13 protein-coding genes are annotated in these 13,562 nt (G+C 31.8%); 7 read left to right on the top strand and 6 right to left on the bottom strand.

Going from position 1 to position 13,562, the window contains the following annotated elements; all coding sequences use genetic code 11:
- Positions 1–317: 317 nt before the first annotated feature.
- The 3 genes from H277_RS0113400 (at position 318) to H277_RS0113390 (ending at position 3,824) form a co-directional block, all read left to right on the top strand.
- Positions 318–1,058, top strand: coding sequence for a phytanoyl-CoA dioxygenase family protein (locus H277_RS0113400; protein WP_019976119.1), 741 nt, complete (start codon positions 318–320; stop codon positions 1,056–1,058).
- Between the two features lie 247 nt (positions 1,059–1,305).
- The gene (locus H277_RS0113395) at positions 1,306–2,892 is read left to right on the top strand and encodes an ABC-F family ATP-binding cassette domain-containing protein (protein WP_019976118.1); all 1,587 of its coding nucleotides are present in this window, start codon (positions 1,306–1,308) and stop codon (positions 2,890–2,892) included.
- 176 nt (positions 2,893–3,068) lie between these two features.
- Positions 3,069–3,824, top strand: a complete 756-nt coding sequence (locus H277_RS0113390; protein ID WP_019976117.1) for an acyl-CoA desaturase — start codon at positions 3,069–3,071, stop codon at positions 3,822–3,824.
- 36 nt (positions 3,825–3,860) lie between these two features.
- Here H277_RS0113390 and H277_RS0113385 read toward each other — a convergent pair whose 3' ends face one another.
- The 5 genes from H277_RS0113385 to H277_RS0113365 form a co-directional block, all read right to left on the bottom strand.
- Positions 3,861–4,469 carry a class I SAM-dependent methyltransferase gene (locus H277_RS0113385; protein ID WP_019976116.1) on the bottom strand — a complete coding sequence of 203 codons (609 nt, stop codon included), beginning with the start codon at positions 4,467–4,469 and terminating at the stop codon, positions 3,861–3,863.
- Positions 4,466–5,380: a UbiA prenyltransferase family protein gene (locus H277_RS0113380; protein WP_019976115.1), complete on the bottom strand. Its 915-nt coding sequence runs from the start codon at positions 5,378–5,380 to the stop codon at positions 4,466–4,468. Before H277_RS0113380 ends, H277_RS0113385 begins: the two co-directional genes overlap by 4 nt.
- A 13-nt stretch (positions 5,381–5,393) precedes the next feature.
- On the bottom strand, positions 5,394–6,080 hold the full coding sequence (locus H277_RS0113375) for a LytR/AlgR family response regulator transcription factor (protein ID WP_019976114.1): 687 nt from the start codon (positions 6,078–6,080) through the stop codon (positions 5,394–5,396).
- Positions 6,073–7,113, bottom strand: a complete 1,041-nt coding sequence (locus H277_RS19795) for a sensor histidine kinase (protein ID WP_019976113.1) — start codon at positions 7,111–7,113, stop codon at positions 6,073–6,075. The genes H277_RS0113375 and H277_RS19795 overlap by 8 nt, the downstream gene beginning before the upstream one ends.
- Positions 7,114–7,303: 190 nt before the next feature.
- Positions 7,304–7,939 (bottom strand): hypothetical protein, encoded by a 636-nt coding sequence (locus H277_RS0113365; RefSeq protein WP_019976112.1) that lies wholly within the window; start codon positions 7,937–7,939, stop codon positions 7,304–7,306.
- A gap of 152 nt (positions 7,940–8,091) precedes the next feature.
- Between H277_RS0113365 and H277_RS0113360 the strand changes: the two genes are divergently transcribed.
- The 4 genes from H277_RS0113360 (at position 8,092) to H277_RS20575 (ending at position 12,066) form a co-directional block, all read left to right on the top strand.
- Positions 8,092–8,805 (top strand): CoA transferase subunit A, encoded by a 714-nt coding sequence (locus tag H277_RS0113360; RefSeq protein ID WP_019976111.1) that lies wholly within the window; start codon positions 8,092–8,094, stop codon positions 8,803–8,805.
- 5 nt (positions 8,806–8,810) lie between these two features.
- Positions 8,811–9,467 carry a 3-oxoacid CoA-transferase subunit B gene (locus tag H277_RS0113355; RefSeq protein ID WP_019976110.1) on the top strand — a complete coding sequence of 219 codons (657 nt, stop codon included), beginning with the start codon at positions 8,811–8,813 and terminating at the stop codon, positions 9,465–9,467.
- A 96-nt stretch (positions 9,468–9,563) separates the two neighbouring features.
- Positions 9,564–11,849, top strand: coding sequence for a GH92 family glycosyl hydrolase (locus tag H277_RS0113350; RefSeq protein WP_019976109.1), 2,286 nt, complete (start codon positions 9,564–9,566; stop codon positions 11,847–11,849).
- Positions 11,850–11,934: 85 nt separating this feature from the next.
- Positions 11,935–12,066, top strand: coding sequence for a hypothetical protein (locus tag H277_RS20575; protein WP_019976108.1), 132 nt, complete (start codon positions 11,935–11,937; stop codon positions 12,064–12,066).
- A 52-nt stretch (positions 12,067–12,118) separates the two neighbouring features.
- On the opposite strand, the gene rimO is transcribed toward H277_RS20575, so the two are convergent.
- The gene (gene rimO / locus H277_RS0113340; protein WP_019976107.1) at positions 12,119–13,423 is read right to left on the bottom strand and encodes a 30S ribosomal protein S12 methylthiotransferase RimO; all 1,305 of its coding nucleotides are present in this window, start codon (positions 13,421–13,423) and stop codon (positions 12,119–12,121) included.
- Positions 13,424–13,562: the final 139 nt, after the last annotated feature.

The following is a 13,562-nucleotide window of genomic DNA, read 5'->3' as shown; positions in this document are numbered from 1 at the left end:
TTATAAGTAAAAAAAGGGTGATCCCGGATTCGAACCGGGTTTGCTTCATCTCGAAAATAATTACTTAAATAGAAAAATCACCCGATACAAACTTACTAATAAAAAGTTAACTAAAAATTATTTTATGTTAATTTTTACAATAAAAACAAGTCTACATTTTATCTACAGTAAATCATAAAAAGAAAGATTTTATTTATTACCAACTGATTAACAATCATATACCCTCTACAATAACCGGAATAAATTCTGATTATTTAGTGTATATTGAATTTTGAAAAAAGATACATAACGGTAAAAAGATTGACTAAATTTATTGAATGATAGGATTAGAAACATATAAACATCAAGGATATATTCATTTTGAAAATTATTTTTATGAAAATGACTTACTTCGATTAGAAAATCTCTTAAAAAAATTTCATCAAAAATGGTTAAAAGAAAATGAACAAGATTATAAAAACGGGCTTATTAATAGTCATAGCATTACGTCTAGTAATTTAATCCACACTGATGAACGACTCTTTATTTTTAAATTCATTACCCAAGATAAAATTCAAAAAATTGTACAGGAAATTTTTCCTAATAAGGCACTATTCTTAAATACACAGTTATTTTTTGACCCGTTCAATCCTCATCAAAATAATTACTGGCACCGCGATATTCAATACACAGGAATGAAAATTGAACAACAACAACGAGCTATTAAAACACAAAATGTTATTCATTTTAGAATTCCGTTCAAACCCGAATTAGGAATTGAATTGATTCCTTCCACACACAATAAATGGGATTCAATGGATGAATTAGAAACAAGATTAGCTTTAAACGGAAGAAAGCCAAGTAATAATCTAAAAGAAGGGAAAACGGTAAAAATGAATCGGGGCGATTTACTTATTTTTTATGCCAATATGATTCACAGAGGTTTATATGGAAATGATCGCTTTACTTTTGATATAATCTTTTGTGATGACACAGCAGAATTCAGAACATTCCTCGACCAGAATAATCATCCCAGCAAAAGCGAATTGGAATTATTAACCACTACTTTCATATTTTAACTAAAAAATATTTTGGTTCAAATTTATTTAACAAATGATGCGCCTGTCGAGAAATCTTTACTTGGTTACCATTTAAAACTTTTAATGAATAAAACCGAAGTTAAAAATACTTAAATTAAATAATCGTATATTTGCAAAACACTTTATAAAGTAAAAACTTATCATGTAAAAAATAATTTCTTTCGAACACATTAGATCAACAACCACTAACGGTTGCTGTATTGTTTCATCTTTTAAGAAAGAAATTATGTTAGTTTTACAAAATATTTCATATACACATTTAAATCATGATTTACTGTTTAGCGGCATTTACCTGACAGTGAACAAACACCAGAAAATAGCCCTAATTGGCAACAATGGTACTGGGAAGTCTACCTTATTTAAAATTATTGCAGGAGAATTACACCCTTCAAACGGAAAACGTATTGCTGATACAGCTCCTTATTATGTCCCGCAGGTTTTTGGACAATACAATCATTTAACAATTGCTCAGGCATTGAATGTAGATAAAAAACTGAACGCTTTAGAAGAAATTCTGAATGGAAATATCAATGAAGAAAATTATACCCTACTAAACGATGATTGGTCGATTGAGGAACGTTGTGCAAATGCTTTGCATCACTGGCAATTAGCTGATTGTGATTTATCGCAAAAAATGGAAACACTCAGCGGTGGACAGAAAACAAAAGTTTTTCTCGCAGGAGTCATGATCCATCAACCTGAATTGATTTTGTTGGATGAACCAAGTAATCATATGGATAGTTCAGGAAGAGAACTTTTATACAATTTTATGCAGTCTACCAAAAGTACGTTGCTTGTGATAAGCCATGACAAGAAATTACTTCAGCTTTTGGATACAATATGCGAGTTAAGTAAAGACGGAATTAAAACCTATGGAGGAAATTATGATTTTTACACCGAACAAAAACAAATTGAGCGTCACGCATTGAATCAAGATATTCAGAGCAAAGAAAAAGCATTGAGAAAAGCAAAAGAAAAAGAACGGGAGACAATAGAACGCCAGCAAAAATTAGATAGTAGAGGTAAAAATAAACAAGAAAAAGCAGGAGTTGCAAAGATTATGATGAATACACTTCGCAATAATGCAGAAAATAGTACCGCTAAATTAAAAGGAGTTCATACAGAAAAAGTAGGAAATATTTCAAAAGATCTACGCCAGCTTCGTACTTCTTTACCAGGTATAGAAAAAATGAAATTTGGCTTTGACCATTCAATGTTACACAAAGGAAAAATTTTATTTACCGCAACTCACGTCAATTTTTCATACGATACTCACTTATTTTGGAAAAATGATTTGAACTTTCAGATTACAAGTGGAGAACGAATTGCGTTGAAAGGAAACAACGGTTCAGGAAAAACAACTTTGATTAAACTGATTTTAGGAAATCTTGAACCCACGAATGGAAAAATGTACAGAGCCGCAAATACAGCAATCTTTATTGACCAAGACTATTCTTTACTCAACAACAAACTAAATGTGTATGAACAGGTTCAACAGTTCAATACATTTGCTTTAGAAGAACACGAAGTGAAAATTAGGTTGAACCGCTTTTTATTTACCAAAGAAAATTGGGACAAACCTTGTTTTGCATTAAGTGGCGGAGAAAGAATGCGTTTATTGCTTTGTTGCTTAACAATAAACAGCAAATCACCTGAACTCATAATACTTGATGAGCCGACAAATAATTTAGATATTCAGAATGTAGAAATTCTTACAGCTGCAATCAATCAATACCAAGGAAGTTTAATTGTAGTTTCGCACGATGAAATATTTTTAGAAAATATAAATATTGAACGAACGATTCAACTTTAAAAACTTATTTTTTTAGATGCTTAGAGCAATCGTTTAATGTATTACATTAAACTGAATATCCTCTATCAATTCTCTTTTTTCATTATAAATAATAAATTAATTTACCATTTCTATGATTTTGATTAGGCTATTTAACAAACCTATCAACTATATTTGTATAAATTTTAAAAATAGTAATGACAGCAGTAATCATTATCTTTGTTATACATTGGTATGCTTCTTTATTTTTTCAAACTTTTTTTCATCATAGATATGCATCTCATGCCATGTTTACAATGTCTAGAGTTTGGGAAAAAATATTTCATGTTTTAGCTTGGGTATTCCAAGGTTCATCTTACCTGAGTCCATACACATATGGTGTCATGCACAGACATCACCATGCGTATGCCGATACTGAAAAAGATCCGCATTCACCACAATATGATCCGAATTTCTTTGCGATGATGTGGAGAACTCGTATGGTTTACAATCAAATTGATCACGATAAAGCCCAAGTTTTGGAAAAATTCAAAAAAGGTGTTCCATCATGGAGAACGTGGGATAAATTCGCAGGAAACAATGCTGTGCGATTAGCATGGGTAATCATTTACATCTTAATTTACGTTGCTGTAGATGCTCCGCTTTGGACATATTTTGTATTCATTCCAATGCAGGTATTAATGAGTCCTTTACATGGAGTTATCATCAATTGGTTTTCGCATAAACTAGGTTACCGTAATTATGATGTCGGCGATACTTCTACGAATTTAATGCCGATTGACTGGTTAATGTGGGGAGAATGTTTGCATAACAATCACCATAAATTTGGAGGACGTCCTAATTTCGCAGTAAAAAAATGGGAGTTTGATCCAATGTATCCATGTATATGGGTCATGAATAAGCTGAATATTATTCAGTTCAAAAAAGGAAAATTAGATACAGATTATATGTAAAATAAAAAAGCGGTTCAGGATTTTGAACCGCTTTTTTTATTTCTTTTGATAAACAATACTCTCGATGTATTTTTTGAAAAAATGTTGCCGTTCTATTGCTTTGAAATACTGATCAAAAATTGAATGCATTTCGGGTAATTCAGAAATAGTTAAACCAATTGCAATTCTAAAAAAACGCAACATGATAGCCGTTATTCTTTTCTGCCAGCCTTTTTGATTTTGAACAAAATCGACATAAAACCAAATTCCTTTTGGTCTTAAATAATTTCTTAATTGTATGAATAATTCCTCTGCCCTTTTTTGTTGAAAATGATCAAACAAAAAAGTCGTCATGATCACATCATAGCTTTTGTTCGTTTTGAATTCAAAAATATCAGCAACAATAAAATTTATCTTTACGTTTGATGTCGTTTCTTTTTGAGCGAATTCAATCATCTTTGATGAAAAATCAACATAATCTATTTCTAGTTCTAAATTCAATTTTTCCAATTCCGGAATAAACTTCCCGGCTCCTCCTCCAACCCACAGTAATTGGTCTCCGTTTTTTAAATGGTTCAAAATTAAAAAATGAGCCTGATGCTGACGATTCAAAAAAAACAGCTGACTTAACGAGTGATAATATGGTGCAATTAAATTGTAATTCATGATTCAAATAAAATGACACTTAAAATTCCACAAACTGCCTTCAATAAAATCATTCCGTCAATTGCAATCAAATAATATAAAATGGATTTTGGACGATTCAATTTGAATGCAAAAACAGCCAAACAAATGATCGGAATTAACATAAAAAGAATGCGATGCAGCGGCAAACCATACCAAATTCCAAAAATAACGAAACTCAAAAAACCTAAAAAGATCAAAGGAAGAATAATTCGATTCAATGTAAAATGATAACCGTATTTTACCACAAATGTTTTTAAATTCCTATTGCTGTCATCTTCATAATCCTTCAAATCAAACAGGATTGCATTCACCACACAATACATAAAAGTTTGAGAAAACAGAAAGTAGAATTTAGCATCTATCGTATAATGCGTTTCATTTTTTAACATCAGAAATAAAACGGGTAAAAAAACCGTTGTTACCGCCCAGGTCCAACCTATTAAAAATGGTTTTAACAGCATTGTTTTTCGCAGCGAAATGCCAAATTTAAAATCATAATATCCAAATGATAACAGAGCGGTAAATAGTAATCCTACAATCCATTTCCAAGATAATATGTCATAATTTGGTAAACATTTGATCGCCAACACCATTGCGGAGCAGAATGCAATTGTACCTAATACATACGTAAAATAGTGTATCAGTTTTCTATGGGTGATGTAAAATTGAGTTCTTGGATTGGGGGATGATTTTAAGTTTTTCGGTACTCGATAAGCATACAAATAAAACAATACCGTGATAGAACTAATAAATGAATAATAAGCAATTGCATTGAAAGGCAATCCTATTTTTAGATTCGTTTCTATATTTAATGCTAACGAAAGCAGAATTAAAAAAAAATTGGAAAAAAAGATATTTTCGATCACTCGATTTACCACTTTTTTTTCCATTTCTTTAATTTTTTTAATCTTTGAATAAATCAAGTATTGTACTTCTATAGGTCTCTCCTATCGGGATTTCTACGCTTTCCAAATATAATATTTTATTCTGAATAGATTTTATTTTTTTTAAAGGAACAATATAGGACCGATGCACCCGAACAAATAAATCCTTTGGTAGTTTTTCCAGAATAGATTTCATCGAAATTCTTGCTGTAATTTTCTTGTGATCAGCCAAATGTATTTTTACATAATCGTCCAACCCTTCAATGTAAACAATGTCATTATAATCAATTTTATTTAGTTTATAATCGGCTCGTATCATTAAATAATCCTGTTCATTTGCTAATTTTTTACCCTTTAGAATTAAAACGGCTTTATTTACAGCTTCTTCAAACCTCTCGTAATCAATTGGTTTTAATAAATAATCTAAAGCCGAAACATTGAAGCCATCAACCGCATATTCAGCAAAAGCCGTCGTAAAAATAACAGGAATCTTTTTTTCTAAATTTTTATAGAATTCCATTCCATTGGTACGAGAAATCTGAATATCCAAAAACATTAAATCAACCGGAAATTGATTGATATATTTTTGCGCATCTTTCAAATTAGAAAACGTTTTAATCAATTCAACATGCTCATTTCTTGTACAATAATTTTCAATAATCAGTAATGCCAAAGGTTCATCATCAATTGCAATTGCTTTAATCATTCAACAAAATTTTTAGTTCAACAAAAAATTCAGTTTCCGTTTCTTTCATCGTCAACTGATAACGATTTGCATACATGTAATCCAATCGTTTTCTGGTATTTTTTAATCCTATTTCACTTTTCACTGTCTCCTTGTCGATTTCTTTAGAAATGGTATTTTTCACACGTAGCACGACTGTTTTTTGTTCAATCGAAATTGAAATAACAATAGGTACATTTTCTTGATCGATTACACCATATTTAAAAGCATTTTCTATAAAATTAATCAAGAGTAACGGAGAAATTCTAAGAGCTGAAGGATTTCCCATGACTTCAAAAACTATTGAATTTTCGTTCGTCAATCTTAACTTCTGCAACTGCAAATAATTCTTAATATAATCCAAATCTTGTTGCAGTGGGACCTGCTCTTTCGAAGAATCTGAGACAACAAAACGCATCATTTTTGATAATTTCATCACTGCATCAGAAGCAGCATCAGACTTTTGTAAAGTTAAAGCATAAATATTATTCAATGTATTGAATAAAAAATGTGGATTAATCTGCGCTCTTAAATAAGCAATCTCCGACAATTGTTTTTCACTCTTAATTTCTTGATACCGTTTATTTTGCCGAATAAAAAGCGAAACAATCGTCATCATACAAAACATGATTACTTTGGGACTCCATACCATAAAAAAACGAGGAGGTTTCCGTGATTCAAATCGATCAAAATTTGGTCTTTTGAAAGGAATTTTATTTCCATGAAATATCCACTCAGGTACCTTATACACAATAAGAAATAAAAGAATCAGAATGATTATGTAAAATAGATAATGTTTTTTGAAATACAACTTAGGAATTAGTACGAAATAATTCACTAAAAAGAAGCCCAATAGGAATATATTTTCGAATAACATACGCTTGAAAAAACGTGTTTCGAAAATTGTTTGATCGGTTGAAAAATTTGGAGCAGCCAAAAATGGAATCAATACAAATATGATTGAAACGATGATAAAAATAACAATTTCTCGTGTTGTAATTTTTGTTTTATTCATCTTATAATTCAATTGAAAATTGTTTTCTATTTGACATCATTACAGTCTTAATTCTCCTGTTGTTCTCATTTTTCATAGAAATTATCATTCACTTCTCCAAAATACAACTACTGATTAGTTCCAAATGTAAGATTTGTCTCCTATTTCTAAATAATTTTGATTGGATAAATTCTTATAACGTATGTTTAATTTAATAATCTATTACCATCATTAAAGTATTTTCACTCAATGACTCAAATTCTATACATTCATCTAAGTTTATTTCCAATGTATCTCTCGATTCAATTAATCGGTTATGAACTTCAAAAATTCCGGTCAATGAAATCACCAGCCAACTTCTTTTGTTTTTTTTCAATGGTAATTCAGCCTCTTTTCTTAATTCAAATTTCCCCAGAAAAACATTAAACAAATCATGGCGAATAATTTTTTCCAAACGATTTTCTCTCTCCAGGTTAATCGGAGTAATTACCTTAGCAATCGGTTGTTCTTCTTTTACAATGAATATTGAATAGAAATAGGCAAAATCTTGACTTAATTCTCCTTCAACTTCTAGTATCGTTCCTTTTTTCAAATAATAAACAAAAGCTTGGTTTGCTTCTATTTTCCAATAAAATCCATTCATATTCAATCGAATATTATGCATTAACGGCATCAAAATGATATAACCACTTTCTTTAATTGTTTTTTGATAAGTTCCTGAACCATTTAATGCTACATCATCAATAAAAGAAAAACCTGAAATTGGATTTGCTTCATTTAATGCATTGATTCGTATGAATTTATTTTCAAATCGATTTCGGTTCTCAGCTTTACATAACTTTATCATACTTTTATTATGATCTTAAAGCAAATGTATAATTTCATCTTTGCACAACTAAATTTTAGAGGTTAACCTAATATTTTTGTAGGTGTATTGAAATATGAATTGATTTTATTTATCTTTAACAATAGAATTATACGCAATCAAACACAACAAAAATGATAAATAAAAAAGTAAACAGCATCGAAGAGGCACTGCAAGGTGTTGAAAGCGGAATGACGCTGGCTGTTGGAGGCTTTGGACTTTCTGGAATTCCTGAAAATTTAATTCAAGGATTAGTTGACAAAAAAATCAATAACCTAACATGTATCAGTAATAATGCCGGTGTAGATGATTTTGGATTGGGATTATTATTACAAGGACGTCAAATAAAAAAAATGATTTCTTCTTATGTAGGTGAAAATGCTGAATTTGAACGTCAAATGCTTGCCGGAGAATTAGAAGTTGAACTAATTCCGCAGGGAACTTTAGCCACTCGATTGATGGCTACCGGTTACGGAATGCCTGCTATTTTTACGCCTGCAGGTGTTGGAACCGAAGTTGCGGAAGGGAAAGAAATTAGAAAATTTACTTTTCATGGAATTGAAAAAGAATATTTATTGGAATATGCTTTTGAACCTGATTTCGCTTTAGTTAAAGCGTGGAAAGGTGATACTGCCGGGAATTTAGTTTTTCGCGGAGCGACAGCTAATTTCAATCATCCGGCTGCTATGTGTGGAAAAATTACCATTGCAGAAGTAGAGGAATTAGTAGAAGTTGGTGAACTTGATCCAAATCAAATTCATACACCTGGTGTTTATGTAAATCGTATTCTACAAGGAGCTAAATATGAAAAGCGAATTGAAAACAGAACTGTTCAACCAAAACCATAAAAGTAATGTTAGATAAAAATGGAATTGCAAAACGTATTGCAAAAGAGGTAAAAGACGGATATTATGTAAATTTAGGAATCGGAATTCCAACTTTAGTTGCAAATTATATTCCTGAAAATGTGAATGTCGTTTTACAATCTGAAAATGGTTTATTGGGAATGGGTCCTTTTCCTATAGAAGGTGAAGAGGATGCAGATTTTATTAATGCCGGTAAACAAACTATTACAACTTTACCTGGTTCAGCTTTTTTTGATTCTGCTATGAGCTTTGGAATGATCAGAGCCAGAAAAATTAACCTAACCATTTTAGGAGCAATGGAAGTTTCAGAAAATGGCGACATTGCCAACTGGAAAATTCCGGGTAAAATGGTAAAAGGGATGGGAGGAGCAATGGATTTGGTTGCTTCTGCAGATAACATTATTGTAGCAATGCAGCATGTCAATAAAGCAGGAGAATCCAAATTACTACCAACGTGTACATTGCCTTTAACAGGCATTAATTGTGTCAAAAAAATTGTAACGGAATTGGCTGTTTTAGAAGTTTTGCCTGAAGGTGGATTCAAATTATTGGAACGTGCACCCGGAGTTTCTGTTGAAGAAATTAAAAATGCGACAGAAGGGAAATTAATTATTGAAGGTGAGATTCCGGAAATGATTTTATAAATACAAAAGAAAGGAGAGTCAAAAGCTTTCCTTTCTTTTTTTGATTTCATCGTTTTCTATTAACTTTAAAAGAAATTAATACTGAAAACGAAATTGATGAAATTTAAATTTTTATTTACTCTTTTCTCTCTTGGTAACCTAGGATTTGCCCAAAATCAAAATTTGGTAAAATATGTTAATCCTATGATTGGAACAGAGAAAATGGGACATACTTTTCCTGGTGCAACAGTCCCTTTTGGCGCAGTGCAATTAAGTCCTGAAACAGATTCTATCCCTTATGCTGTTAATCATAAATATAACCCTAAAGTATACGATTATTGTGCAGGTTATCGATTTGAAGACAAAACAATTACTGGATTTAGCCACACGCACTTTAACGGAACCGGCCATTCCGATTTAGGAGATTTCTTAATCATGTCTACGACTGGGAAGCTGAAACTTAATCCAGGTACTGCTCAAAATCCGGAAAGCGGCTATCGTTCGAGGTTTTCACATCACAACGAAACTGCTGAAGCAGGCTATTACAAAGTGAAACTGGATGATTATAATATTTGGGCAGAAATGACCGCTTCTACCCGAGTTGGTTTTCATCAATATACGTTTCCAAAATCGACTCAATCCCATATCATTCTGGATTTAAATGCCGGAATTTATAATTACGATGATAAAAATACCTGGACATACGTGAGGGTTGTAAACGATACTTTGATTACAGGTTACCGACAAACTCGGGGATGGGCAAGAAATAGAACAGTATATTTTGCGATGACTTTTTCAAAAGCTTTCAAAAGTTATGGTCAGAAGAATGAAGAAAACCAAGTAGATTACAAAGGTTTTTGGAGAAAATGGAATGAAACTCAAAACTTTCCGTTAATTGAAGGCAAAAAAATCAAAATGTATTTTGATTTCGACACAGAAAAAGATGAAAAAGTAAAAATCAAATTTGCGATTTCTCCTGTTAGTCAAACCAATGCTTTAGAAAATCTTACAACTGAAATTCCACATTGGAATTTTGAACAAGTTCGTTCAGAAGCAAAAGAAAATTGGAACAAAGAATTGAATCGAATTCAGATCAAAGCTTCCGAAAATGATAAAATTAATTTCTATACCGCCATGTATCATACCTTTATCAATCCTACAACTTATATGGATGTGAATGGTCAGTATAAAGGTTTGGATCAAGAAATTCATCACGCCAAAGATTTTACAAATTATACCACTTTTTCACTTTGGGATACCTATCGTGCGTTACATCCGTTGTTTAATATCATTCAGCCAAAGCGCAACAATGATATGATAAAATCGATGATGAAACATTACGAACAAAATCCCATTAAAATGTTACCCATATGGTCGCATTATGCAAATGAAAATTGGTGCATGAGTGGTTACCATTCTGTAACTGTGATTGCTGATGCCATTGTAAAAGGTATTTATGATGGTGATGCAAATGCTGCCTTGGATGCATGTATCGTAACTGCCAACAAACGAGATTATGAAGGGATCGGTGATTATATTGACAAAGGGTACATACCCGCAGAAAAAAATGGAACATCAATTTCAAATACGTTAGAATATGCTTTTGACGACTGGTCGATTGCACAGGCTGCTAAAAAATTAAATAGAACGGATGTCTACGAAACATTTATGAAACGTTCAGAAAACTGGAAAAACAATTATGATGCCTCCATTGGTTTTATGCGTCCTCGATTAGCAGATGGAACGTTTAAAAAAGAGTTTGACCCTTTAAATACACATGGACAAGGTTTTATTGAAGGAAATTCTTGGAATTACAGCTTTTTTGTTCCTCAAAATCCTGATGGTTTAATTGCTGCTATGGGAGGAAAAAAGAAGTTTGGTGCTAAATTAGATGAATTATTTACCATGCATTTACCAGATGAATATTTTGCTGATACAGAAGATATTACAAGAGAAGGAATTATCGGTGGTTATGTGCACGGAAACGAACCTGCTCATCACGTTGCTTATCTCTACAATTGGGCTGGTCAAGCATGGAAAACACAGGAAAAAATCAGAATGATTTTGGATATGCAATATAAACCAACACCTGACGGATTGGGAGGAAACGATGATACAGGGCAAATGAGTGCATGGTATATCTTCAGCGCACTTGGTTTTTATCCTGTTCAGCAAGGAGCTGCAACATATGCCATTGGAAGTCCCTTAATCGATCACGCCATATTAAATTTAGAAAATGGAAAACAATTTGAAATTGAAGTTAAAAATCAATCAAAAAAGAATGTGTATATCCAAAAAATAGAATTGAATGGAAAAGCATATTCGTCCTTTCATCTCAATCATTCTGACCTTTTCAATGGAGGTAAAATAGTGTTTTATATGGGTAATCGACCTAAAAAATAAACGTTAAATATTTTATAATTAGACTGATAAGTTTGACCAGCAAAATTATAATGGTTAATTTAAATCAAATTTAAAACCAAGAAACATGGCTAAAAAGGCGAAAAAAGAAGAGAATCATTTACAAATTTTAGTGGACAAATTAAAAGATCCTAAACATAGAAATTTAGTTCAAACGAATCGTTTGAAAAAGAATCGCAGAAATAATGCGAAAAATTAATCATAAAAAAACCACTCAACTTGAGTGGTTTTTGTTTTATATAGAAATTCGATTAATCAATTACTTTTCCAATCAAATCAAATTCGTATGCTTCAATAATTTCTACCGTCACAAAATCTCCTATTGGTAAATAGGTATCAACAGCCGAAATTAAAACTTCATTGTCTACATCCGGTGAATCATATTCTGTACGTCCAATAAAATTATCTCCCTCTTTACGATCAATCATCACTTTAAATTGTTTTCCGATTTTCTCTTGATTCAAATCATATGAAATTTGAGATTGAATCTCCATAATCTCTTCAACTCGTTGTTGCTTTACTTCTTCCGGTACATCATCAACTAAATTATAGGCATGTGTATTTTCTTCGTGCGAATAAGTAAAACAACCTAAGCGATCAAATTTTTGTTCTTGTACCCAAGCTTTCATTTCTTGAAAATCCTCTTCTGTCTCCCCCGGATAACCACAAATCAATGTTGTTCGGATTGCCATATCCGGAACTTTTGTACGGAAAGCATCCAACAGAGCATTCGTTTTCTCGTGTGTTGTTCCACGACGCATTGATTTTAATAGTTTTGTTGAAATATGTTGTAAAGGAATATCGATATAATTACATACTTTAGGTTCTTCACGAATCACATCCAATACATCTTCCGGGAAACCTGCAGGAAATGCATAATGTAAACGAATCCATTCTATTCCTTCAATTTTTACCAACTCTTTTAGTAAAGATGCCAATTCGCGTTTTTTATAGATATCTAATCCGTAATACGTTAAATCTTGCGCAATCAAAATCAATTCTTTTGTTCCTTTTTTTGCTAATTTAGTAGCTTCTTCAACCAAATCTTCAATTGGGCGAGAAACATTTCCTCCGCGCATCAAAGGAATAGCACAAAAAGAACATGGACGATCGCAACCTTCCGCTATTTTAAGATAGGCATAATGGCGTGGAGTTGTAGTTAATCGTTCACCAACCAACTCATGTTTATAGTCTGCACCAAGTGCTTTTAATAATAACGGTAATTCGCGCGTACCAAAATATTGGTCTACATCGGGAATTTGTTCCAATAAATCTGGTTTATATCGTTCAGATAAACATCCTGTTACAAATACTTTTTCAACCAAACCATCTTCCTTACGCTGAACATAATCTAAAATCGTATCAATACTCTCTTCTTTTGCATTATCAATGAAACCACAAGTATTAATCACAACAATGTCTCCCGACTGCTCGTGTACAACCTCTTTGCCGTTGGCTTTCAATTGTCCCATTAACACTTCAGAATCGTAAACATTTTTAGAACATCCTAACGTAATTACATTAATTTTCTTTTTCCCAGTCGATTTTGTACGCATTACTCTAATTTAAGTTTGCAAAATTACAAAATATTTAAGAGAACTTATTGAAAAGATTAAATGGAACGGGTATAAATAGTGAAGATTATAATACTTTATCACGATTTTTTTTTGCCGAAAAACATTAACAAGTCTCTTT

This window comes from Empedobacter brevis NBRC 14943 = ATCC 43319 (assembly GCF_000382425.1).
GTDB lineage: Bacteria > Bacteroidota > Bacteroidia > Flavobacteriales > Weeksellaceae > Empedobacter > Empedobacter brevis.
The sequence above is the reverse complement of the archived record's forward strand: the minus strand, read 5'-3'. Positions and strand labels throughout refer to the sequence as shown.